Here is a 21,800-nt window from a genome sequence, read left to right as displayed (position 1 = left end):
GGGATGGCCGAGAAGCAGCGCGGGCCGAACCGCCTCGCCAAGGTAAGCCTGGACGAGGCGTCCATCGCCCGCGGCAACCCGGATCAGGAGCACGAGCGGGCGATCGCCCTGTTCGACATCCTGGAGGACAATTCCTTCACCATCCCGGGCCGGGAGGGGCCCTACGCGCTGACGCTGGGTCTGGTCGAGAACAAGCTGTCCTTCGCGATCAGCACGGTGGACGGCGAGCCGGTGATGACGCACCTCCTGTCGCTGACGCCGTTCCGACGGGTGATCCGCGACTACGAGATGATCTGCGAGAGTTACTACAACGCGATCCGCACCGCCTCGCCGTCGCAGATCGAGGCGATCGACATGGGCCGGCGCGGCCTGCACAACGAGGCGTCCGAGACGCTCAAGCAACGCCTCGACGGCAAGGTCGATCTCGACCACGACACGGCGCGCCGCCTCTTCACCCTGATCTTCGCCCTGCACTGGAAAGGCTAGGGCGCCCTCCGGCCCCGAGCGGCGATGGCTGAGCCCTTTCCCGAGACCACCCCGAAGAAGCGGCGGGTGCAGTCGGTCCTGTTCATGTGCAACTACAACGCCGTGCGCTCGGCCGCGGCCGAGGCGATCGCGCGGGCCTATTTCGGCAAGTCGACCTACGTCCAGTCGGCCGGCGTCCGCTCGGGCGAGCCCACCGACCCGTTCATGATCGCGGCCCTCGACGAGGTCGGCATCGACGCGAGCCGGCACCGCCCCCGCACCGTCGAGCAGCTCGAGGATTGGGAAGGTCTGAACTTCGACCTGATCATCACGCTCTCGCCGGAGGCCCACCACCGCGCCCTCGACCTGACCCACACGATCGCGGCCGATGTCGAGTACTGGCCGACGCCGGACCCGACGCTGCTGCAGGACGCCTCCCGCGAGCAGCGGCTGGAGGCCTACCGGGACGTGCGCGACGGGCTCACCCGGCGGATCAAGGCGCGGCTGAAGACATAGCCGCGACGCGCTCCACCCGGGACAGAAGGCAGCCGGGCCGCGCGGTGTGGACGTTGACGAAGGCCGTGCGGGGATCGTCCAGGGCGCGCAGCAGCGGCGCGTCCACCTCCGCGCCGGGACAGACATGGCCGAGCTCGTACAGGCAGAGATCCTCCGCATCGTAGGCCCGGACCGACACCAGGGCGTTGGCGCGGATGATCGGGGCGACGACGTCCGCCGCCTCGAAGCCCGGGCAGGCCTGCGCGTGCAGGAAGATCGGGCTCGGGGTCCAGTAGATGCCGCGCGGGCGCCCGAGATCGTAGGAGCCCAGCAGCATCGGCGCGCCCGGTTCGGCGCAGAGCAGGCAGCGCCGGCACGGAAATCCGCCCGCACCGGTCGCCGTCACTCGCCGCAGCGGGTTGTCGAAATCGTCGCGTCCGCTGCGGCGGAAACGGTCGGCGACGGCGGCGTCGATCGGGATGCAGCGATATCGGGTCATGGATCTCTCCGGGGGCCCGAAACCGTGCCGTCCAGCCGACCGGAAAACGTCCCGTTCCTTGCTGCCGCGTCCCGGTTTCCCCGCCCATCGAGGGCCTGAGCCGTGCCGCCGCGACGGCCAAAACATTTCGCCAGCGAATGTAACCGCCCCGTGATTCCCCTGTCCGCGGAAAGTTCCTCACGCCCACAAATTGCTATAGTTTCCGAGACCGTCAATCGTTTCGGAAAAATCTCATGTTCAAGGCGCGATTTCTTGCAGTATCCGCCTGCGCCGGCATCTTGTCTTGCGCGCCGGCAAGAGCACAATGGAGCCCCGTCGGGGGCCTATTGAATGTCGCGGTCACCCAAAACTGCACGTTGACCTCGGGGAATATCGCCACCGCGACGCGAGACGGCATGTTCCTGTGCCCGGCCCGGGCGGAGCTGGTCGACTCCCAGGTCAAGGACGCGAGCCACTTCTATGTCGTCCATGAATACGGTCTTCTCGCCATCAGGACGAACTCGGATAAGCTGGCGGATTGCTGGGCCGCGCACCAGCTCGCCCGCGCGCCGAACGGGCCGCACTACGTCAAGCAGTGGATCACGCACTGGAGCAATTACGGCATGACCCGCCAGACGCTCGGCACGCCGGCGCAGAGGATCGCCAATGTGCGGGCCTGCTGCGCCTGCGGGATCTAGCGGTGTCGCGCGCGATCGGGTTGCGGCCGGCTGCGCGCCCGTTGCGTCGCTCGACGCGTGAGCGCGCCTCGGCGGCTCACCCCCGGCTGCTGACCAGCCATGCCCGGATGCGGCCGGCGAGCCTGGGCCGGGCGCGGGCGACGTCGTCATCGTCCAGGAGCGGGGAGCGCGCCAGGGCCGCGAGATAGGCCTCCTCGGCAGCGCGGCAGGCGCGGAACGCGGCATCCGCGGCGGGATCGGGATCCGTGAGCGCCGCCTGAATCTGGAAGTTGCGGCTCAGGCATTCGCGCCAGCTGCCGTGGCGCATCTCAGTTTCGCTGCCGGCGCGCGCAGGCCCGGTGACGAGCAGCAGCGCCGCGAGCAGGGCAGACGATACGAAGGTGGCTGGCGACATGGATCGGGCACTCGGTCCAGCGGCAGAGTGCGTCCACAGGGTTAGCGAAGGGTTAAGTGCGCACCGCAATACCGGTGCAGATCACGAGCCCGCGGGCCCCCGACACGAGAAGATCCGGCGCCCGAGCGGCGCGGCCGATGCGATCAGCGGTTGGCGGTGGTGACCGGCGAGGTGACGCCGCCGAGGGAAACCCAGGCCGTGGCGTCCTGGCTCTCGCGCTTGATGAACACGTAGCCGGTCTTGTGCCACGGCACGATCGCGTTGGTCTTGTTGTCGAGAACCATATCGCCCCGATCGGTGATCAGGGTGAGGACCGCGTGGCCCTCGCCCTTCTCGTCGATCACCACGGTCATCCGCATCGCCCGGCGGGGCAGGCCGGCCTCGGCCAGCAGGTGGCGCTTGAGCAGCTGGAAATCCTCGCAATCGCCGATGCCGTCCTCGGCGAGGTCCCAGCGGTCGGCGACGTGGAGATGCTCCATGTCGGTCTTCGGCTCGACCGACTTGTTCACCCGGCGGTTGACCGAGACGATCGTCGCCCAGATCGCCGGGGTCAGGCTGATGCGGGCCGGCTCGCTCCGGTCGACCGTGCATTCGGCCGCGTAGGCTTGGCAGAACGTCACCCAGGCCGCGATCGGGCGGGCGGCGCCCTGGGGCTCGGCCCCGAGCTGGGGGGACGGCAGGCTCGCGAAGGTCTGCGCCTGACCGGCATTGGCGCCGAGCCCGGCGAAGCACAGGGCGGCCCAGGCGAACCCGGCCAGAACGCGACGGCGGCGGGAAACCCGACGCGGCGCAGAGCTGGCGACCGAACCCTGCACCTTGGAAGCCGCGAACCGCATCGCCGTGACCCAACCGTTAAGCTCTCGTTAACGAAAGCTCTCACGCCGGGGGGCCGGCGGCAATCGGCGGCTTAACAAAAGGTTAATGCTGTGCGCAACGCGGACGGCGCGGGATTTTAACGGGCTGTGGCGCCGGCGCCCTTCGGGGTTTGGCCGACGCGCAAAATCGTGAACGTTCTCAACGCGGATCCGGTCGTTCGGCCGCTGTCACCCAGGTGCCGCATCCGCGAAAATCTTGGGGCGGCCGGCGACCACGGGGCGTCACCTACGGCGCATGCACCGCCATCCATAGCGTAGGGAGCGCGGCGGGGCTCAGCCGGATGCCTTGGAGGCGGCGAGCAGCAGCGTCCGAAATCGGGGCCCACCGTGCCGGCCTGCTGTGCCTCTGAACGCAAAAAATCCGCCCGATGACCGGGCGTCTCGCGAGGAGCGCCCGCGCCCGCGCCCGCGCCGGGACCATCGCCACGGGAGCGGTCGGCGTTGCGTGCCGGGTCGGCCGTGCTAAGTCGCCGTCGCTTGACAGCCGGTAAGGAGTGTCCGTGCGCGCGACCGCCCCCCTCATCCTCACCCTGTTCCTCGCCCTGATGCCCCGCCCCGCGCTTTCGGCGCCGGACGAGGCCGTCTACGCGGCGGTGAAGGCCCAGAACGACCCGTATCGCGAGACGCTGAAGGGGTTGGTCGACGTCGATACCGGCACCGGCCAGGTGCCGGGCCTCGGGAAGGTCGAGGCGACCCTGCGGGGGCGGCTCGAGGCGCTGGGCTTCTCGGTGGAGGCCCGCCCCGCGCCGGCGCTGGGCGGCAACACCCTGGTCGCGACCAAGCCGGGCAAGGGCCAGCGCCGGATCATGATGCTGGTGCATTACGACACCGTGTTCGGCGAGGGCGACGCCGCCAAGCGGCCGTACACCGAGCGCGACGGCCGCGCCTACGGTCCGGGCGTCGCCGACGCGAAGGGCGGCGTGGCGATGGTCCTGCACACCGTGGCCGCGCTGAACGCCCTGCATTTCGACGGCTACGGCACCCTCACGGTCGTGTTCAATCCCGACGAGGAGCGCGGGTCGCCCGGCTCCCGGGCCGAGATCGGCAAGGTCGCGCGCGGGCAGGACGTCGTCCTCTCGTTCGAACCCTCCTTCGATGAGGCGGGCGTGGATGCGGTCACGGTGGCGACCAAAGGCATCAACTACGCGAGCTTGACGGTGAAGGGCCGCGCCTCGCATGCCGGCGGGGCGCCGGAGGCCGGGCGCAACGCCGTCGTGGAGATCGCCCACCAGATCCTGCAGCTCCAGGATCTGGGCGACGCCGACAAGGGCACGAGCCTGCACTGGACCACCGTCCAGGGCGGCACGAAGCCGAACATCATCCCGGACGCGGCGAAGGCGGAGGGCGACATGCGCTACTTCGTGCCGAGCGAGTATGACCGCGTCCTGGCCCAGGCCCGGACGATCATCGAGCGGCACCGCGTGCCCGACACCGAGGTGCGCTTCGACCTCGCCAAGGGCCGGCCGCCGCTGCCGCGCAACCCGGCCACGCAGGACCTCGGCGCGCGTGCCCGCGCGATCTACGCGGAGCTGGGCGCCGATCTGAAGCTCGCCGAGATCGGGGGCGGCACGGATGCGGGCTACGCCTTCCAGCCGGACAGCCCGGGCAAACCGGCGATCCTGGAATCCCTCGGCATCGTCGGCGGACGCTACCACAGCGCCGACGAGTTCGCGGTGCTGGCGAGCATCACGCCCCGTCTCTATCTCGCCACCCGGCTCGTCATGGAGGCGTCGAAGGCGGACGGGACCAAGGACGGGACCAAGTAGGCCTCCGCCTCGCTCCCGGCTCGCGCACGCCCGCCGCCGAAGCGGGCGCCGGTCCGGCGGGCGGATCCGATCAGATCCGCCGATCGGAATCCAGGCCCTGCAGCGGACGTCCGCCCTCGGCATTGTCCCGGTCGAGGCGCCCCATGACGCCCCGTTGCGCAGATCGGTTGTGCACGACATACTCCCGTCAAGACTCTGAAGAGCGCGCGGAAAGTGCGCCGAGGGGGACACCAGGGGATGGAACGTGGCTCAAGGATCGGGAGTGCGCCGCCATCTGTGCGGCATCTGGACCGCCTGGTCGGAGGCGGCATCGCCGGACGCCGCGGCCGGTGAGATTGCACGGGCGATCGGTACCCCTTCCCTGTCCCAGGTCGTCGCGTTCTTCTCGGCCGATTACGATCCCGAGATCCTGGCCGCCGCCCTGGAGGCCCGGTTTCCGGGCGTGCCGGTCGCGGGCTGCTCGATGTCGGGCGGCATCGCGCCGTCCGGCGGCCTCGACCGGGGCCTCGTGGTCATCGCGTTCCCGGCCGAGCGCTTCCGCATCGTCTCGACCGTGCTCGCCGCCATCGACCAGCTCGATGTCGAGCGCACCGCCTCTTCCGTGCGCGCCCTGCGCCGGACCCTCGATCCCCCCGGCGCCTGCCGCGAGGCCGAGGCGCCGGCGGCCGGCGGCCGCTTCGCGCTGTCGCTGATCGACGGGCTCGCCAACGCGGAGGAGACCGTCGTCTCGGCCATCGCCTGGGCCCTCGACGGCATCCCGATCGTCGGCGGCTCGGCCGGCGATGATTTGCGCTTCCGCGACGCGGTGCTTCTGCATGGCGGCCGGATCCACCGCAAGGCGGCGGTGCTGGTGCTGGTCGAGACCGATTGGCCGTTCGAGATCTTCAAGAGCGACAATTTCGAGCCGACCCAGACCAAGTTCGTGGTCACCGCCTCGGACAGCGAGCGCCGCACCGTCCACGAGCTCAACGCCGAGCCGGCGGCGCGGGAATACGCGATGGCGATCGGCCTCGACCCCGAGGGCCTGTCGCCGATGAGCTTCGCGGCCTACCCGCTCGCCGTGAAGGTCGGGGGCGAGTATTTCTGCCGCTCGATCCGCCGCGTGAACCCGGACGGGTCGCTGAGCTTCTTCTGCGCCATCGACGAGGGCGTGGTGCTGACGCTGGCCGAGCCGCGCGACATCGTCACCTCCACCCGGGCCGAGCTGACGCGGCTCGACACGGCGCTGGGCGGCGTCGACCTGATCATCGGCTTCGAATGCGTGCTGCGCCGGCTCGATGCCGAGAGCCGTCAGGTGGGCCACGGCATCGCCGACCTCTACCGCCGCTACAACGTCGTCGGCTTCGAGACCTTCGGCGAGCAGTACCGGGCCATGCACCTGAACCAGACCTTCACCGGCATCGCCATCGGCAAGGGGCTGAACGCGCGCGACGGCGCCGGCGACGCCCCGGCCGCGTCATGACCCTGCACCCGTCCGGGCTCGAGACCGACGCGTCCCTGCGCCGGCGGATCGAGAAGCTGGAGCGGATCAACGCCGCGCTGATGTCCCATGTCGAGCGCAGCATGGATCAGCGCGGCAGCGCCTACTCGCTGTTCCAGACCGCGATCATGCTGGAGGGGCGCGTCCGCACCCGCACGGAGGAGCTGACCGGGCTGATGCACCGGCTGGAGCGCTCGAACGCGGCGCTGGCGGCCGCCAAGGAAGAGGCCGAGACCGCCAACCGCTCCAAGACCCGCTTCCTGGCGGCGGCGAGCCACGACCTGCTGCAGCCCGTCAACGCCGCCCGCCTGTCGATCTCGGCGCTGGACGACCTGCCGCTGCCGCCCGAGGCGCGCGCCATCACGGGTCAGGTCGAGCGGGGTCTCCAGACCATCGAGGACCTGATCAAGACGCTCCTGGACATCTCCAAGCTCGATGCCGGCATCGTCCGGCCGCAGCTGCAGGCGGTCTTCCTGCCCGACCTGCTGGCGGAGCTGGCGGAGCGCTTCAAGCCCTTCGCCGAGCGCAAGGGCCTGCGGCTCGCGGTGCGCTGCCCGCAGCTGACCGTCACCAGCGACGTGATGCTGCTTCAGCGCATCCTCCAGAACCTGGTCTCGAATGCCATCCGCTACACCGCCACCGGCGGCATCGTGCTGGCGGCGCGCCGGCGCGCCGGTGGGGTGCGGATCGACGTGACCGATACCGGCTGCGGCATCGCCGCCGAGGAGCGCGACCTGGTCTTCGAGGAGTTCTTCCGGGGCGGCGCCCGGACGAGCAGCGCGGAGGAGCCGGGCCTCGGCCTCGGCCTGTCGATCGTCCGCCGGATGGCCCAGGCGCTGGACCATCCCCTCACCCTCGCATCCCGGCCCGGCCACGGGACCCGGGTGACGCTCGGCCTGCCGATGAGCTCGGTCCCGGCTGCCACGGCGCCCCCGGTGCCGGTGGCGACCCGGCTCTCGGGCGCCCATGTCCTCGTGGTCGAGAATGACGCCGCCACGGCCGACGCCATGGCGCGCCTGCTCCAGAACTGGGATGCCCGGGTCTCGACCTTCCGGGATCTCGCCGGCGTGCGCGGGGCGATCGAGGCCGGGGCCGCGCTGCCCGACATCCTGGTGCTGGACTACCATCTCGACGACGGCGCTTGCGGGCTCGACGTCGCCGCCTATCTGCGCGGCCGATCTGCGCGGCCGCTCCCCGCGATCGTCACCACCGCCGACCATTCCGAAGCGATCGAGGCGCGGGTGGCGGAGGCCGGCGCCGAGCTGGTCCACAAGCCGGTCAAGCCCGCCCAGCTCCGCTCATTGCTCACCTACATGCTGGCCTGACGAACAATCCCGTCCGCGCCGTGACATAGGACACGCCGCGGCCCTCGACGCTGTGCCGCGGCTGCGCGAGAGGGAACCGGAATCCGCGGTGCATCTGCACCCGGGTTTCCCCACGCAATCGACGTCGCCGGCCCTCCGGGACGCCGCAGGAGCGCGCGCATGGCGCAGGTCCCGGCCGGTACAGGCGTCCCCGCCCAGCATGACGGCCTGCCGCCGCGGGAGCGGGTCCTGGCGATGGCGGCGATCGGGCTGGCCATGACCATGGCGGTGCTCGACGGGGCGATCGTCAACGTGGCGCTGCCCGTGATGGCCAAGGACCTCGCGGTGAAGCCCGCCGACGCGATCTTCGTGGTCAACGCCTACCAGATCGCCGTGACGGCGAGCCTCCTGCCCTTCGCGTCGCTCGGCGACATCTTCGGCTTCCGCCGGGTCTACCTGCCGGGGCTCGCTCTGTTCGTGGTGGCCTCGCTCGCCTGCGCGCTGGCGCCGAGCCTGCCGCTCTTGATCGTCGGGCGGATCGTCCAGGGGCTCGGCGCCGCGGCGATCATGAGCGTGAATATCGGCTTCGTCCGGTTCATCTACCCGCACCGCATGATCGGCCAGGGGGTCGCCAACGTCGCCCTGGTGGTGGCGGTGGCCTCGGCGGCGGGGCCGACCGTGGCGGCCGCGATCCTGTCGGTGGCGAGCTGGCCCTGGCTGTTCCTGGTCAACGTCCCGGTGGGGCTGCTCGCCCTGGCGGTGGCCACGCGCACCCTGCCGGCGACCCCGGCGAGCGGGCGGCGCTTCGACCTGGTGAGCGCGGTCCTCAACGCGCTGACCTTCGGCCTGCTGATCATCGGCATCGACGGGCTCGGCGACCCCGAGGGCCGGGCGATCGCCGTCGCGGAACTCGTCGGCGCCCTGGTGATCGGCACGGTCTTCGTGCGCCGCCAGATCCGGCTGCCCGCCCCGCTCCTGCCGGTGGACCTGCTGCGGATCCCCGCCTTCGCCCTGTCGATGGCGACCTCGGTGGCCTCGTTCTGCGCCCAGATGGTGTCCTACGTCGCGCTGCCGTTCTACTTCCAGGACGTGCTGCACCTTTCCAGCACCCAGACCGGCTTCCTGCTCACCCCCTGGCCGATCGCGGTGGCCGCGATGGCGCCGATCTCGGGGCGCCTGGCCGACCGCTACCCGCCGGGGCTGTTGGGCGGCATCGGGTTGGCGATGCTGGCCGCCGGCCTCGTCTGCGTGACGCTGCTGCCCGAGGCGCCCGCCACCATCGACATCGTCTGGCGCCTGACCCTGTGCGGGCTCGGCTTCGGCCTCTTCCAGTCGCCCAACAACAAGGTGATCGTCACCTCGGCGCCGCGGGAGCGCGCCGGCGGGGCCAGCGGGATGCAATCGACGGCCCGGCTCACCGGACAATCGCTCGGCGCCGCCCTCGTGGCGGTGATCTTCGGGCTGACCCACGGGCTAGGCGCCGAACGGGCCGTCACCTGGTCCCTCGTCTGCGCGGTGGTGCTCGCCACGATCGGCGGCTGCGCCAGCATCCTGCGGCGGGGTAAGGGCGGTTAGGCGGGCCCGGCATGCCACCGACCGGCCCGGCGCGCGTTGGCCGGAGATCCGCAATCCCGCGTTCCCAGCCCCGGAGCCTCCGTCCATGGATCTCGACCTCACCGGCAAGAAGGCCCTCGTCACCGGCTCGACCGGCGGCATCGGCTACGCCATCGCCAAGGAACTCTGCGACCTCGGTGCCGAGGTCGGCATCAACGGCCGCACCGCCGAGCGCGTCGAGGTTGCGCTGACCCGGCTGCGCGGCGAGACCAAGGCCGGCCGCGTCTTCGCGGCGCCGGCCGACGTCGCCAGCGCGGAGGGGGTCGAGGCCCTGACCCGGGCGCTGCCGGCGGTGGACATCCTGGTCAACAACACCGGGATCTTCGAGCCGAAGCCGTTCTTCGAGATCCCGGACGCGGATTGGCAGCGCTTCTACGACGTGAACGTGATGAGCGGCGTGCGCCTGTCCCGCGCCTACGCGCCGGCCATGGCCGAGCGTGGCTGGGGCCGCGTGATCTTCATCTCGAGCGAGTCCGGCATCAACACCCCGACCGAGATGGTCCATTACGGGATGACCAAGACCGCGCAGCTGGCGATCTCGCGCGGCCTCGCCCAGACGGTGGCCGGCACCGGCGTGACGGTCAACAGCGTGCTGCCCGGGCCGACCCTGTCGGAGGGCGTCGCGGAATTCATGACGCAGATGGCCGGAGGGGCGAAGGATGCCGACCTCGACGCGATGGGCCGGGCCTTCGTGGCCGAGCATCGCCCGTCGTCGCTGATCAAGCGTCTCGCGACGGTGGAGGAGGTGGCGAGCCTCGTCGCCTATCTCTGCAGCCCAGCAGCGAGCGCCACGACGGGCGCTGCGCTGCGGGTGGATGGCGGTGTCCTGCAAGGTCTCGCGTAGACCGCCTCGGGCGAAACGGTCATCGGCTCGGGGCCGTCCGGCCCCGTTTGATCGCGCGCCACCGGTCCGGCGTAAGCGCCGGACACGGGCTTAGCCGATCAAGACTTCAGGTGAGCCGCGAGATGCTTGTTCATCTCGAACATGGAGCACTTGTCCTTACCGAAGACCTTCTTGAGCTTGTCGTCGGCGAGGATCTCGCGCTTGTTCTCGGGGTTCTGCAGGTTGTGCTTCTTGATGTAGTCCCACACCTTGCTGACCACCTCGCCGCGCGGCAGCGGGTTGGTGCCGACGATCGCGCCGAGATCCGCCGACGGCTTCAGCGGCTGCTGCAGGGCGTTCGGCTTCGCACCGGCGGCCTTGGTGGCGGCAGGCTTGGCAGCCTTCGCGGGCGCGGCCTTGGCGGCCTTCGGCTCGTCAGCCTTCGTGGTCTTGGCCGCCTTCGGCGCAGCCTTCTCGGTCTTCGTGGCCATAAACTTCCTCCGGTTCTCGGGCCGCAGGCCGGGGCATGAGCGCCCCACGGCCGAGCCAGCATAGCAGCAACTAAGCGGTGCTGCCGCCGTTCCAAGGGGAAATCGCCTTCGCGGGGCCCTCATCCACAGGGCACGCGCGGAAATCCACACCGGAACCGGCCGATCTGCACCGCCGCGCAGAACATTCCGTCGGCCTTGCGCGCGCGAAACCTGATCTTAACGGTGGCGCGCGAGAAATACAGTCATGTTTACCCCGGTCCTCGCGCTCGCGCTGTTGCTCGCCACCGGGCTCGTGCTCGGTCTTGGTCTGAGTGTCCGGGCCGAACCGGCTGCGTCCGGCCTGGAACCGCCCCGCGGGCTGGTCTGAAGCGTCCGGGATTGCCGCGCCGCGCCGTCCGGTGCATCTGCCCGCGAGCATGATCGATCCCATCACCTCCACCACCCTGGAAAGCACCGCGCACGTCGTCCAGGTGGCGCTGAGCCCGGTCTTCCTGCTGTCCGGCCTGGCGACGCTGCTCAACGTGTTCGGCGCCCGGCTCGCCCGGGTCGCCGATCAGGCCGAGCGCGTGTCGACGCTGCTGGCCGGGGCCGGCGAGGCCGAGCGCATCGTCCTGGGCCAGCGCCTCGACCGGCTGCACACGCGCTCGCTCGCGCTGGATGCGGCGGTGCTTTTGGCCGCCCTCGGGGGCGTGGCGACCTGCGGCTCCGTGCTGACGCTGTTCGTCGGCGCCCTGCGCGACAGCACCGTGGCGAGCCTGCTGTTCGGCCTGTTCGGGGCCGCGATCCTGTGCACGCTCTGCGCGCTCATCGCCTTCGGCTTCGAGATGCTGCTGGCGAGCCGCTCGGTGCGGGACCGGATCAACCAGCGCCGGGCCAATGCCGGGATGCTCGCGGATCTTTAGGGCGACCGGAACCCGCTCCCGCCCCGGCGTTTAGTCACCAGGGCCGGGGGAACGTCCGGCCCGGTCTGCGTAACCCGGGAGTCACCATGCCGACGGATCTGCCCACCGAGCGCACCGTGAGAAAGACGGGCACCCTGGAGCTCGATCCCACCGGCGAGGGTATCGCCATCGACGAGACCGCCCGCCTGATCGCCTCGAACAAGGTCGAGGGCACGGCCGTCTACGACCGTGAGGGGAAGCACCTCGGGGCCGTGTACAACTTCATGGTGGATAAGGTCACCGGCCAGGTCGCCTACGCGGTCCTGGCCTTCGGAGGCTTCCTCGGCCTTGGCGAGAACCATCACCCCCTGCCCTGGAAGGCGTTGACCTACAGCACCGAACTCGGCGGCTACGTGGTCGACATCGATCCGGGCAACCTCGCCGGCGCTCCGAGCCACGGCCCGGGCGAGGACGCCTTCGCCGACCCGAACTATCGCGGGAAGATCGAGGATTATTACGGGGTGCGCGCGCCGACCCTGTGAGCCGGGGGGCGCGGGCGACCTCTCAGCGAATGCCCGGAGTTCGCACATCGCTGGCGGATGAGCGCAAACGCGATCCCCGGGCGCGCCTCCCTCCCCCGCGGGGAGGAAAAGCGCCGCCGGTTTGCCCGCCCCGCGCCCGCCCTTAGAACTTCCCGCCGAGGCCGACGCTGCCGCCGGGCGAGAGCATCGGGCCCATCGAGCTGCTGCCGGAGCCGCTCGACGCGTTGCCGCCCTCGATATCCTCGCGCCGGATCCGACGCTCGGCGGCGCTGGCCGATTGCGTCGCGCCGCCGGCGCTCCTGGGGATCGCGAGCTGCTTCGTCGGGGTGGTCTGGAGCGGCTGGCCGTCGGGATCGACCGCGGCGTTGCGCGGCTCGCGGTTGGGCAGGGACCCGCGCAGCGACGGCGGCAGCCCGACATCCGAGGCCGGCATCACGCCGCCCCCGCCGCCGAGCGCCTGACAGCCGGCCACCAGGCCGACCAGGGCGGCGCCGAGCGCGAGGCTGCGCGCCGCGGCGCGTCCCGACGAGGTGAGGGTCGACATCGTGTAGTCCTCGCAAGGGGCCGCAAGGGTCTGCGCGGCTCGCATGGGTTTCTGGTCCGCTGTCTACGCTGGGGTTGCGGCGAAAACCAGACACCCCCTCTGCGGCGCGGAACTTGCGGCCCGGCCGCGACGATCCATAACTTCGCCCAGGTCCTGCGACAGGATGCTCTCCGCAGGCGAGGTCGCGCCGGCGGCGGGCCCGAATCCGGCCGATACGGTCGCGGTCGTGCCGGCGCGTCGGCTCGGCCCGGCCCTTCCTCAGAGGATGTAGCGTGTTCAGAACCTCCCGGATGATCGCGGCCGTGACGCTCGCCCTGTGGGCGTCCGGCGTTGCGGCGCAGGCCCCGTCCAGCCCGGGCGATGGTGCATCCGGCCAAGCCCCGCCCCAGGCCTCGCCGCCGAGCCCGCCGGCCGCGCCGCCGGCCCCGGGCGCGACCACGGGAACCGCGCCCGCGACGCCACCCGCCCCCGCCACGCCGGCGGCCCCGGCGAACGCCGCGCAGCAGCAACAGCAGGGGACCCCGGCGACGGTCCTCGACACCCAGGATTACGAGAGCCTGCTCGGCCGCAGCGTGCGCAGCGCCGGCGGCGACGAGCTGGGCCGCGTCATCGACATCATCATCGACAAGGACGGGCATCCCCGGGCGGCGATCATCGATTTCGGCGGCTTCCTCGGCGTCGGCACCCGCAAGATCGCCGTGGATTGGCGCGCCCTGCGCTTCACCCCCGACGGCAACAAGGAGCGCAAGCTCTCGGTCGCGCTGACCCGCAACCAGGTCCGCGTGTCGCCCGAATACAAGGCCGGCGAGCCGATCGTCGTGCTCGGCCCGGCGAGCCCGGCCGCGCCCCCGCCCGACGGCGACCAGGCGACGAGTGCGGCGTCGCCTGCCGGCCCCGCCGCGCCCGCGCCGACGGCCGCCGCCCCGGCCGCTCCGCCGACGGCGCCCGCCGCCGCGACCGCGCCCTCCGCGCCGACGCCGGCCGCGCCGCCCCCCGCCACCCCTCCTGAAAAGGCCCCGGACAAGTGACGGTGGCCCGATTGAAGGCCAGACCCGCCGTTTCCCCCCGCGAGCGCGAGGTGTCCCGTCAGGACCCGCGGTCGCGGCCCGTCCGCCTGAAGGATCAGTCGGCCGAGGTCGCGCGCGAGCCCTCGCGCGCAGCCGCGGAGGCGGCGCCGGTGGACCGAACGGTGTCGGCGGTGAGCCGCCACGGGCTCGACGCCTTCGCGTTCTTCGTGGCCAACCTGCAGACCGGGTTCGGGCCGTTCCTGGCCGTCTACTTCTCGCAGGCGAAGTGGACCCAATCCGATATCGGCTTCGCCCTTACCGTGGGCAGCCTCGTCGCCCTGCTCGGGCAGGTGCCCGGCGGCGCCTTCGTGGATGTGGTGCGCTCGAAGCGCTTCGCCGCCGCGGTGGCGGTGATCGGCATCTCGGGCAGCGCCTTCGCGCTGGCGGTCTGGCCGAGCTTCCCGGTCGTGCTGCTGGCGATGGCGGTCCATTCGGGCGCGAGCTGCGTGCTGACCCCGGCGATCGCGGCGATCAGCATCGGGCTGGTCGGCCGGGCCCGGGCGGGCGAGCGCCTCGGCCGCAATGCGAGCTTCGCGGCGGTCGGCAACGCGCTCGGCGCCGCCGGCATGGGCGCCATCGGCTACTACCTCTCGAACGGCGCCGTCTTCTACCTGACCGCGGCCCTGGTGGTGCCGACGATCATCGCGCTCAGCCGCATCCGCGCCCAGGAGATCGACGCCAACGTGTTCCAGGAGCCGGCCGCTCCGGCGCAGGCGCCGCGCGCCTCCGGCAAGGACGGGGTCCGGGCGCTGCTGACCAATCGCGGGCTCCTGTGCTTCTCGGCCTGCATGGTCCTGTTCTTCCTCGCCAACGCCGCGATGCTGCCGCTGGTGGGCAGCGTGCTGACCCTGCGGGCGAGCGAGACCGCCACCGCGCTGATCGCCGCCTGCATCATGGTCCCGCAGGCGGTGCTCGCGGTGAGCGCCCCGGCGGTCGGCCGGGCGGCCGAGCGGTTCGGGCGCTACCCGGTGCTGCTCCTCGGCTTCGGCGCCCTGCCGGTGCGCGGGCTGATGCTCGCCTACACCACCAACCCCTACGGTCTGGTCGCCATCCAGGTGCTCGACGGGATCTCCGCCTCGGTGCTCGGCGTGATGGTTCCGCTCGTGGTCTCGGATCTCACCCGGGGTACGGGGCGTTTCAACCTCGCGCTCGGTGCGGTCGGCACCGCGATGGGCGTGGGCGCGGCCCTGTCGACGTCGCTCGCCGGCATCATGGCCGACCGCCTGGGCAGCCACAGCGCCTTCCTGGGGCTGGCCCTGATGGGCTTCGCGGCCTTCATGCTGGTGGCGCTGATCATGCCCGAGACGCGCCAGCCCGCGGAGGAGGCGTGATCCGCGGCACCAGATTCGCTTGCGTGTATCCACGCCGCTCAAGCGGCGTTCAGGTTTGACAGATAAAAGCGCGCGGGAGGTGCGGGCCGGTGCAACATATGGCAACGCTGTCGCGTTGCCGCTGCGGGTCCGACTGCGCCCGCGTTGCACTCCGCCTCAGCCCGCACCAGCCAGTGCCGCGTGAATACGGAATGGTCACCGCGATGGAAGAGCTGCACCAATACGCTGAGAGGCCCTTCGCCTTTGTCGGGCGATACCTCCGGCGCCGCTGGGTGCCCCACCTTGTGATCCTGATCTCCGTGCTCGGCGCGGTCGGGTTCTCGGTCTCGACCGATTACGCCCTCAAGGGCGTGGTCGACGCGCTGACCAAGGGTCCGGGCCCGGGCAACACCGTGGTCTGGGGGGCGCTCGCGGTCCTGATCGGCTTCATCGCGGCCGACAACATGCTCTGGCGCGTGGCGGCGCTGACCGGGGCCTTCACCTTCGTGGGCGTGACCGGCGACATCCGCCGGGACCTGTTCCGGCACATGACCGGCCATTCCCCGACCTTCTTCTCCGACCGGCAGCCGGGCACCCTGGCCTCGCGCATCACGGCGACCTCGAACGCGATCTTCACGGTCGAGAACATGTTCGTGTTCAATGTGATGCCGCCGACGGTCGCGGCCTTCGGGTCGATCGCCTACATCGCCACGGTCAACACCACCATGGCGGCGATCCTGGCCGGCGTCTTCGCCGCCGTGGTCGTGCTGATGTTCAAGATGGCCGCGGCCGGCAAGCCGCTGCACCACGACTTCGCCGCCAAGGCGGCCTCGGTGGACGGCGAGATGGTCGATCTCGTCGGCAACATGTCGCTCGTGCGCGCCTTCTCGGGCTTCAAGCGCGAGGGCCAGCGCTTCGAGGGCACGATCGCCACGGAGATGCGCGCCCGGCGCTCGTCGCTACTCTACCTCGAGAAGCTGCGCATCGTGCACGCGGTGCTCACCGTGCTGGCGGTGTTCGGCCTGCTCTACTGGGCGATCCAGATGTGGGAGGCCGGGCAGGCGACCAACGGCCAGGTCGTGCTGGTCTGCACGCTCGGCATCCGCATCCTGGCGGCCACCCGCGACCTCGCGGTGGCCCTGGTCGACGCGACCCAGCACACCGCCCGCCTCGCCGAGGCCCTGCACACCCTGCTCCAGCCGCACGACCTCGTCGACCATCCGGAGGCCAAGCCGCTGACCGGACAGGGCGCCAAGATCGAGTTCGACCACGTCGCCTTCAACTACCCGGACGGGCGCCCGGTCTTCACCGATTTCGATCTGGTGATCGAGCCGGGCCAGAAGGTCGGCCTCGTCGGCAAGTCCGGCGGCGGCAAGTCGACCCTGTTCTCGCTGCTGCAGCGCTTCTACGACGTGAAGAGCGGCGAGATCCGGATCAACGGCCAGAACATCGAGCGCGTCACCCAGGAATCCCTGCGCGAGGCGATCACGGTCGTGCCCCAGGACGTATCGATGTTCCACCGCTCCCTGCGCGAGAACATCCGCTACGGCCGGCCCGACGCCACCGACGAGGAGGTCTGGCAGGCCGCCGAGGCGGCGCGCTGCACCGAGTTCATCCAGGCCCTGCCGGAGGGCTTCGACACGATGGTCGGCGACCGCGGCGTGAAGCTCTCGGGCGGCCAGCGCCAGCGCATCGCCATCGCCCGGGCGATCCTGAAGAACTCGCCGATCCTGCTGCTCGACGAAGCGACCTCGGCGCTCGACGCGGAATCCGAGCAGGCGATCCGCCAGGCGCTCGCCAACCTGATGAAGGGCCGCACCGTCATCGCGATCGCCCACCGCCTCTCGACGCTCCAGGACTTCGACCGGATCGTCGTGCTGGAAGGCGGCCGCATCATCCAGGACGGCTCGCCCGACAACCTGACCCATCTCGACGGCTTCTTCCGCGAGCTGATGAAGAAGGAATCGATGTCGATGTCCCTGGCCGCGGCCTGAGGGCGGCGCTCCGGGGAATCCGGCTGTGCCCGACCTCGACAGCGTCATCCGGGAGATCGCGGCGGAGATGGCGCAGCGCTCCGACCGGGGCGCGGTGGCCGACTACATCCCCGAACTGGCCCGGGTGGACCCGAACCAGTTCGGCATCGCGGTGATCGATGCCGACGGCCGAGTCACGACCGGCGGCGACAGCGAGACGCCGTTCTCGATCCAGAGCGTGTCGAAGGTGTTCACGCTCACCCTGGCGCTCGGCATGGCCGGCGACCGGCTGTGGAAGCGGGTCGGGCGGGAGCCCTCGGGCAACCCGTTCAACTCGATCGTCCAGCTGGAGCGCGAGTGCGGGGTGCCGCGCAACCCGTTCATCAATGCCGGCGCGATCGCGGTGACCGACCTGATCCTCTCGGGCCACGAGCCGCGGGAGGCGCTGGGCGAGATCCTGCGCTTCCTACAGTTCCTGGCCCAGGACCCGACCATCACCATCGACGAGCGGGTGGCGGCCTCGGAGAAGCGCACGGGCTTCCGCAACACCGCGCTCGCCAACTACATGAAATCCTTCGGCGTCATCGAGAACCCCGTGGATTACACGCTCGGCGTCTACTTCCACCATTGCGCCATCGCGATGAATTGTCGGCAGCTCGCCATGGCGGGACGGTTCCTGGCCCATAACGGCCGCAACCCGTCGACCGGCCACAATGTCGTCTCGGCCGAGCGGGCGCGCCGCATCAACGCGATCATGCTGACCTGCGGCCACTATGACGGCTCGGGCGAGTTCGCCTACCGGGTCGGCCTGCCGGGCAAGAGCGGCGTCGGCGGGGCCATCCTGGCGGTGGCGCCCGGCAAGGCCTCGATCGCGGTCTGGTCGCCCGGCCTGGACGCGGCGGGCAATTCCCATCTCGGCCGCGTCGCGCTGGAGCGCCTGACCCAGCGGATGGGCTGGTCGGTGTTCGGGGCCTGAGGTTCGCTGGCTTCAGCGCGCCACCGTCTCTGCGAGATCCACGCGGACGGCTCCCGCGAGCCAAAGGACCAATCCCCTCATCCTGAGGGGCCGCGAAGCGGCCTCGAAGGAGCCCTCAAGCCGGCCGCGCGATCCCTGGAGGCCTCCTTCGAGGCCTTCGCTTCGGCACCTCAGGATGAAGGTTTGGGTCGGAGCGGCTCCGGTGAGGCCCAGACCCGCCCTCGGACGGGTCCCGTGTCGCGAGGGAGCAGTTGCGCAGCAGAGCCTTTCGGATCTCGCCGTCGCCTCGAAACGCCGATGCAACGTCATCCGGCGAACGGCCACCGCCCACGATCTTCGAGGAACGCGTCGTATGCTATCCGGGATGCCCCTCGCCCGTCGAAACGGCCAATCCCGGCTTGGCTCGGACACGCTCGCCCTGCCTGTGCACCAACGAACCCTTGCAGGCGTGACAGTTCCAAGGCAGTGGCGAGCACATAAGCGACAGGGCTGGGTACGGGAGGCGCGGGCGGATGGCGACGACACGGATCGCGCAGCCTGACGGACCCGCCCTGGAGCCCGGCGCCATCCTGGCCCGCCTCGACCGCCTGCCGCCGACGCGGACGATCTGGCGCCTCGTGGCTCTGCTCGGCCTCGGCTTCTTCTTCGAACTCTACGACCTGCTGTTCACCGGCTACGTCGCCCCGGGCCTCGTGAAGGCCGGGATCCTCACGCCGACCACGCCCGGGCTGTTCGGCGCCAGCGGCGTGGCGAGCTTCGTGGCGGCCCTGTTCACGGGGCTGTTCATCGGCACCCTGATCTGCGGCTGGCTCGCCGATCGGTTCGGCCGTCGGGCGATCTTCACCTGGTCGCTCCTGTCCTACACGGCCGCCAACGTGGTGATGGCCTGCCAGACCGACGCGTTCGGGCTCAATCTCTGGCGGCTGATCGCCGGCATCGGCCTCGGCCTCGAGATGGTGACCATCGGCAGCTACCTCTCGGAGCTGGTGCCGAAGGGGATCCGCGGCCGCGCCTTCGCCCTGTGCCAGGGCATCGGCTTCACCGCCGTGCCGGTGGTGGCCTTCCTGTCCTACCTGCTGATCCCGACGGCACCGCTGGGCATCGATGGCTGGCGCTGGGTCGTGCTGATCGGCGCCACCGCGGCAATCGGGGTCTGGTGGCTGCGCGCCGGCCTGCCGGAGAGCCCGCGCTGGCTGGTCGAGCGCGGGCGGCTCGCGGAGGCCGACGTGGTCCTGCGGCGCCTCGAAGGCCAGGTCGCCGCCGAATACGGCCGCCCCCTGCCGCCGCCCGCAGCACCGGAGCGGGTTGAGCGGCGGGGCGCCTACGGCGACCTGTGGGTGGCGCCCTATCGCCGCCGGGCGCTGATGATGGCCGGCTTCAACGTCTTCCAGACGGTGGGCTTCTACGGCTTCGCTAATTGGGTGCCGACGCTGCTGGTGGCGCAGGGCATCACCATCACGTCGAGCCTCGCCTACACGGCGCTGATCGCGCTGGCCGCCCCGGTGGGCCCGCTGATCGGGCTCGCCATCGCCGACCGGTTCGAGCGCAAGCACGTCATCGTCGCCGCCGCGCTGGTCTACATCGCCTGCGGTCTGGCCTTCGCGCAGACCCGGGACGTGTCGGTGATCGTCGCGCTCGGGATCGGGCTGACGCTGGCCTCCAACGTGATGTCCTACAGCTTCCACGCCTACCAGGCCGAGCTGTTCCCCACCGGCATCCGGGCCCGGGCGGTGGGCTTCGTCTATTCCTGGAGCCGCTTCTCCGCGATTTTTACGGGGTTCGTCATCGCCTTCGTGCTGCGCGAGGCCGGCACCCCAGGGGTGTTCCTGTTCATCTCCGCGGCGATGCTGGCGGCCGGGTCGCTCGTCGGGCTTCTCGGGCCCCGCACCCGGGATGTGGCCTTGGAGAAGATCGCGGGGTGAGGCGCGGTCCGCACGCATGCGAATCGTGTTAGCCTGACGGCATGGTCGCACAGCCGAAACCCCGGATGACGGTCGACGAGTTCCTGGTCTGGGCCGAGGGCCAGCCAGGGCGCTACGAGCTGGTCGAAGGCCAAGTTGTGGCGATGTCGCCGGAGTGGGTTCGGCACGCGGAGGTCAAGGCTTCGGTCTACCTCGCGCTCCGATCCGCCCTGAACCGGACTCAGTTTCCCTGTCGCGCGCTACCGGATGGAATGAGCGTCCGCATCGATGACACGACGGTCTTCGAGCCCGACGCCCTGGTCTATTGCGGTGCGCGTGCGGACCCGGACGCGACCGAGATCCCGAATCCCGTCATTGTCGTCGAGGTTTTGTCGCCCAGCACCGTCGCGGTTGATTCCGGCCGCAAGCTTTCCGGCTATTTCAGCGTCGCCAGCGTCGCGCACTATCTGATGATCGACCCGGTCAAGCGCCTCGTGATCCACCATGCGCGCGGCACCGAAGGGCTGATCGAGACCCGCATCGCCAGCGAGGGACAACTCGCTCTGACCCCACCCGGCCTGAGCTTGTCCGTCGCCGAGCTGTTTGCCGATCTCCCGCCCCCCGCAGATCCCACGGCTTGATCCGATCCGAGGCGGATGTCACAGCGGCGCAACCGCGAATCAGGACGCCTGGATGACCACACCCCTCGATCTCCTCGTGCTCGGCAACGCCATCGTCGACGTGATCGCCCGCACGGACGACGCCTTCCTGGACGCCCAGGGGGTGACCAAGGGCGCGATGCAGCTGATCGACGAGGAGCGGGCGGAGGCTTTGTTCGCCGCGATGGGCCCGGCCACGATCGTCTCGGGCGGCTCGGGGGCGAACACCGCGGTGGGCGCGGCTCTGCTCGGCGCCAAGACCGGCTTCGTCGGCAAGGTGCGGAACGACGAGCTCGGCGGCCTGTTCGGCCACGACCTCAAGGCCACGGGCGTCGGCTTCACGGTGCCGCCGGCGAGCGAGGGGCCGGCCACGGCCCGCTGCTTCGTGCTGGTGACGCCGGACGGCGAGCGCACGATGAGCACCTATCTCGGCGCCTGCCAGGGGCTGAAGCCCGAGGACGTGGACCGGGCGCTCGTGGCCTCGGCCCGGGTGGTCTACCTCGAAGGCTATCTGTGGGACCCGCCGGCCGCCAAGGACGCGTTCCGCAAGGCGGTCCAGATCGCCCACCAGGCCGGCAATGCGGTGGCGCTGACCCTGTCGGACGCGTTCTGCGTCGGCCGCTACCGGGACGAGTTCCTGGGGCTGGTGCGCGACGGCAGCATCGACATCCTGTTCGCCAATATCGGCGAGCTGCAGAGCCTCTACCAGACCGACGATCCCGAGGCCGCCGTGGCCGCGCTCCGCGACGAGCGCAACGCCCGGGGCCGGCACCTGCTCGGCCTGGTCACCCGCTCGTCGGAGGGCGCCCTGGTGGTGCAGGGCGGCGAGGTCCGGTCGGTGGAGGCGAGCCCCGTCCGCGAGGTGCTGGACACGACCGGGGCCGGCGACCTGTTCGCGGCCGGGTTCCTGGCCGGCCATGCCCGCGGCCTCGACAACGTCACCAGCGCCCGCCTCGGCGCGCTGGCGGCCGCCGAGGTGATCCAGCATATCGGCGCGCGCCCCCAGGCCGACCTGGTCGGCCTGGCCAAGGCGCGCAAGCTGATCTGAACGGGGCCGCTCAGAG

Annotated in this window: 23 protein-coding genes; 18 read left to right on the top strand and 5 right to left on the bottom strand. The window is 70.8% G+C overall.

Annotation, left to right across the window (positions count from 1 at the left end; genetic code table 11):
* Nucleotides 1–3 precede the first annotated feature (3 nt).
* Both BMZ47_RS20130 and BMZ47_RS20125 read left to right on the top strand, forming a co-directional pair.
* A complete protein-coding gene (locus tag BMZ47_RS20130) occupies nt 4–486 on the top strand; it encodes a UPF0262 family protein (protein ID WP_007567961.1) in 483 nt (160 codons plus the stop codon).
* Between the two features lie 24 nt (nt 487–510).
* On the top strand, nt 511–981 hold the full coding sequence (locus BMZ47_RS20125; RefSeq protein ID WP_007567963.1) for an arsenate-mycothiol transferase ArsC: 471 nt from the start codon (nt 511–513) through the stop codon (nt 979–981).
* Here the strand turns inward: BMZ47_RS20125 and BMZ47_RS20120 are convergent.
* On the bottom strand, nt 959–1,459 hold the full coding sequence (locus BMZ47_RS20120; protein WP_091863938.1) for a DUF1203 domain-containing protein: 501 nt from the start codon (nt 1,457–1,459) through the stop codon (nt 959–961). The two genes, BMZ47_RS20125 and BMZ47_RS20120, sit on opposite strands and share 23 nt — an antisense overlap.
* A 233-nt stretch (nt 1,460–1,692) precedes the next feature.
* Between BMZ47_RS20120 and BMZ47_RS28140 the strand changes: the two genes are divergently transcribed.
* Nucleotides 1,693–2,136, top strand: coding sequence for a hypothetical protein (locus BMZ47_RS28140; RefSeq protein WP_139221026.1), 444 nt, complete (start codon nt 1,693–1,695; stop codon nt 2,134–2,136).
* Nucleotides 2,137–2,212: 76 nt separating this feature from the next.
* Here the strand turns inward: BMZ47_RS28140 and BMZ47_RS20110 are convergent, their stop codons facing one another.
* Entirely contained in the window at nt 2,213–2,530 is a 318-nt protein-coding gene (locus BMZ47_RS20110; protein WP_091863936.1) for a hypothetical protein, read from the bottom strand.
* A gap of 143 nt (nt 2,531–2,673) precedes the next feature.
* Complete coding sequence (locus BMZ47_RS20105) at nt 2,674–3,366, bottom strand: transglutaminase-like cysteine peptidase (RefSeq protein WP_007567971.1); 693 nt, start codon at nt 3,364–3,366, stop codon at nt 2,674–2,676.
* A gap of 539 nt (nt 3,367–3,905) precedes the next feature.
* On the opposite strand from BMZ47_RS20105, the gene BMZ47_RS20100 reads away from it, so the two are divergent.
* The 5 genes from BMZ47_RS20100 (at nt 3,906) to BMZ47_RS20080 (ending at nt 10,413) form a co-directional block, all read left to right on the top strand.
* Nucleotides 3,906–5,171, top strand: a complete 1,266-nt coding sequence (locus BMZ47_RS20100; RefSeq protein WP_091863935.1) for a glutamate carboxypeptidase — start codon at nt 3,906–3,908, stop codon at nt 5,169–5,171.
* A 262-nt stretch (nt 5,172–5,433) separates the two neighbouring features.
* Nucleotides 5,434–6,633 (top strand): FIST signal transduction protein, encoded by a 1,200-nt coding sequence (locus BMZ47_RS20095; protein ID WP_244536886.1) that lies wholly within the window; start codon nt 5,434–5,436, stop codon nt 6,631–6,633.
* The gene (locus BMZ47_RS20090; RefSeq protein WP_091863933.1) at nt 6,630–7,976 is read left to right on the top strand and encodes an ATP-binding response regulator; all 1,347 of its coding nucleotides are present in this window, start codon (nt 6,630–6,632) and stop codon (nt 7,974–7,976) included. Before BMZ47_RS20095 ends, BMZ47_RS20090 begins: the two co-directional genes overlap by 4 nt.
* A gap of 159 nt (nt 7,977–8,135) precedes the next feature.
* A complete protein-coding gene (locus tag BMZ47_RS20085; protein ID WP_091863932.1) occupies nt 8,136–9,530 on the top strand; it encodes an MFS transporter in 1,395 nt (464 codons plus the stop codon).
* A gap of 85 nt (nt 9,531–9,615) precedes the next feature.
* Complete coding sequence (locus BMZ47_RS20080) at nt 9,616–10,413, top strand: SDR family NAD(P)-dependent oxidoreductase (protein ID WP_091863931.1); 798 nt, start codon at nt 9,616–9,618, stop codon at nt 10,411–10,413.
* Between the two features lie 98 nt (nt 10,414–10,511).
* Here the strand turns inward: BMZ47_RS20080 and BMZ47_RS20075 are convergent, their stop codons facing one another.
* On the bottom strand, nt 10,512–10,883 hold the full coding sequence (locus BMZ47_RS20075) for an SWIB/MDM2 domain-containing protein (protein WP_007567987.1): 372 nt from the start codon (nt 10,881–10,883) through the stop codon (nt 10,512–10,514).
* Between the two features lie 244 nt (nt 10,884–11,127).
* On the opposite strand from BMZ47_RS20075, the gene BMZ47_RS29195 reads away from it, so the two are divergent.
* From BMZ47_RS29195 to BMZ47_RS20065, 3 genes are all read left to right on the top strand, one after another.
* On the top strand, nt 11,128–11,250 hold the full coding sequence (locus BMZ47_RS29195; protein ID WP_007567989.1) for a hypothetical protein: 123 nt from the start codon (nt 11,128–11,130) through the stop codon (nt 11,248–11,250).
* 49 nt (nt 11,251–11,299) lie between these two features.
* On the top strand, nt 11,300–11,785 hold the full coding sequence (locus BMZ47_RS20070; protein ID WP_091863964.1) for a DUF2721 domain-containing protein: 486 nt from the start codon (nt 11,300–11,302) through the stop codon (nt 11,783–11,785).
* 86 nt (nt 11,786–11,871) lie between these two features.
* Entirely contained in the window at nt 11,872–12,306 is a 435-nt protein-coding gene (locus tag BMZ47_RS20065) for a PRC-barrel domain-containing protein (RefSeq protein ID WP_007567993.1), read from the top strand.
* Between the two features lie 142 nt (nt 12,307–12,448).
* Here BMZ47_RS20065 and BMZ47_RS20060 read toward each other — a convergent pair whose 3' ends face one another.
* Entirely contained in the window at nt 12,449–12,850 is a 402-nt protein-coding gene (locus BMZ47_RS20060) for a hypothetical protein (RefSeq protein WP_039904165.1), read from the bottom strand.
* A 290-nt stretch (nt 12,851–13,140) separates the two neighbouring features.
* Between BMZ47_RS20060 and BMZ47_RS20055 the strand changes: the two genes are divergently transcribed.
* The 7 genes from BMZ47_RS20055 (at nt 13,141) to BMZ47_RS20025 (ending at nt 21,784) form a co-directional block, all read left to right on the top strand.
* The gene (locus BMZ47_RS20055; protein ID WP_091863930.1) at nt 13,141–13,878 is read left to right on the top strand and encodes a PRC-barrel domain-containing protein; all 738 of its coding nucleotides are present in this window, start codon (nt 13,141–13,143) and stop codon (nt 13,876–13,878) included.
* Entirely contained in the window at nt 13,875–15,248 is a 1,374-nt protein-coding gene (locus tag BMZ47_RS20050) for an MFS transporter (RefSeq protein WP_091863929.1), read from the top strand. Before BMZ47_RS20055 ends, BMZ47_RS20050 begins: the two co-directional genes overlap by 4 nt.
* Before the next feature lie 203 nt (nt 15,249–15,451).
* Nucleotides 15,452–17,221 carry an ABC transporter ATP-binding protein gene (locus tag BMZ47_RS20045; protein ID WP_039902032.1) on the top strand — a complete coding sequence of 590 codons (1,770 nt, stop codon included), beginning with the start codon at nt 15,452–15,454 and terminating at the stop codon, nt 17,219–17,221.
* Nucleotides 17,222–17,246: 25 nt separating this feature from the next.
* Nucleotides 17,247–18,176: a glutaminase gene (locus BMZ47_RS20040; protein ID WP_007558718.1), complete on the top strand. Its 930-nt coding sequence runs from the start codon at nt 17,247–17,249 to the stop codon at nt 18,174–18,176.
* A 512-nt stretch (nt 18,177–18,688) separates the two neighbouring features.
* Nucleotides 18,689–20,098, top strand: coding sequence for an MFS transporter (locus BMZ47_RS20035; RefSeq protein WP_091863928.1), 1,410 nt, complete (start codon nt 18,689–18,691; stop codon nt 20,096–20,098).
* Nucleotides 20,099–20,163: 65 nt separating this feature from the next.
* Complete coding sequence (locus BMZ47_RS20030; RefSeq protein WP_244536885.1) at nt 20,164–20,718, top strand: Uma2 family endonuclease; 555 nt, start codon at nt 20,164–20,166, stop codon at nt 20,716–20,718.
* A 52-nt stretch (nt 20,719–20,770) separates the two neighbouring features.
* Nucleotides 20,771–21,784, top strand: a complete 1,014-nt coding sequence (locus BMZ47_RS20025; protein ID WP_091863926.1) for an adenosine kinase — start codon at nt 20,771–20,773, stop codon at nt 21,782–21,784.
* Nucleotides 21,785–21,800: the final 16 nt, after the last annotated feature.

The organism is Methylobacterium brachiatum, from assembly GCF_900113845.1.
In the GTDB taxonomy this organism is placed as follows: Bacteria; Pseudomonadota; Alphaproteobacteria; order Rhizobiales; family Beijerinckiaceae; genus Methylobacterium; species Methylobacterium brachiatum.
The sequence above is the reverse complement of the archived record's forward strand: the minus strand, read 5'-3'. Positions and strand labels throughout refer to the sequence as shown.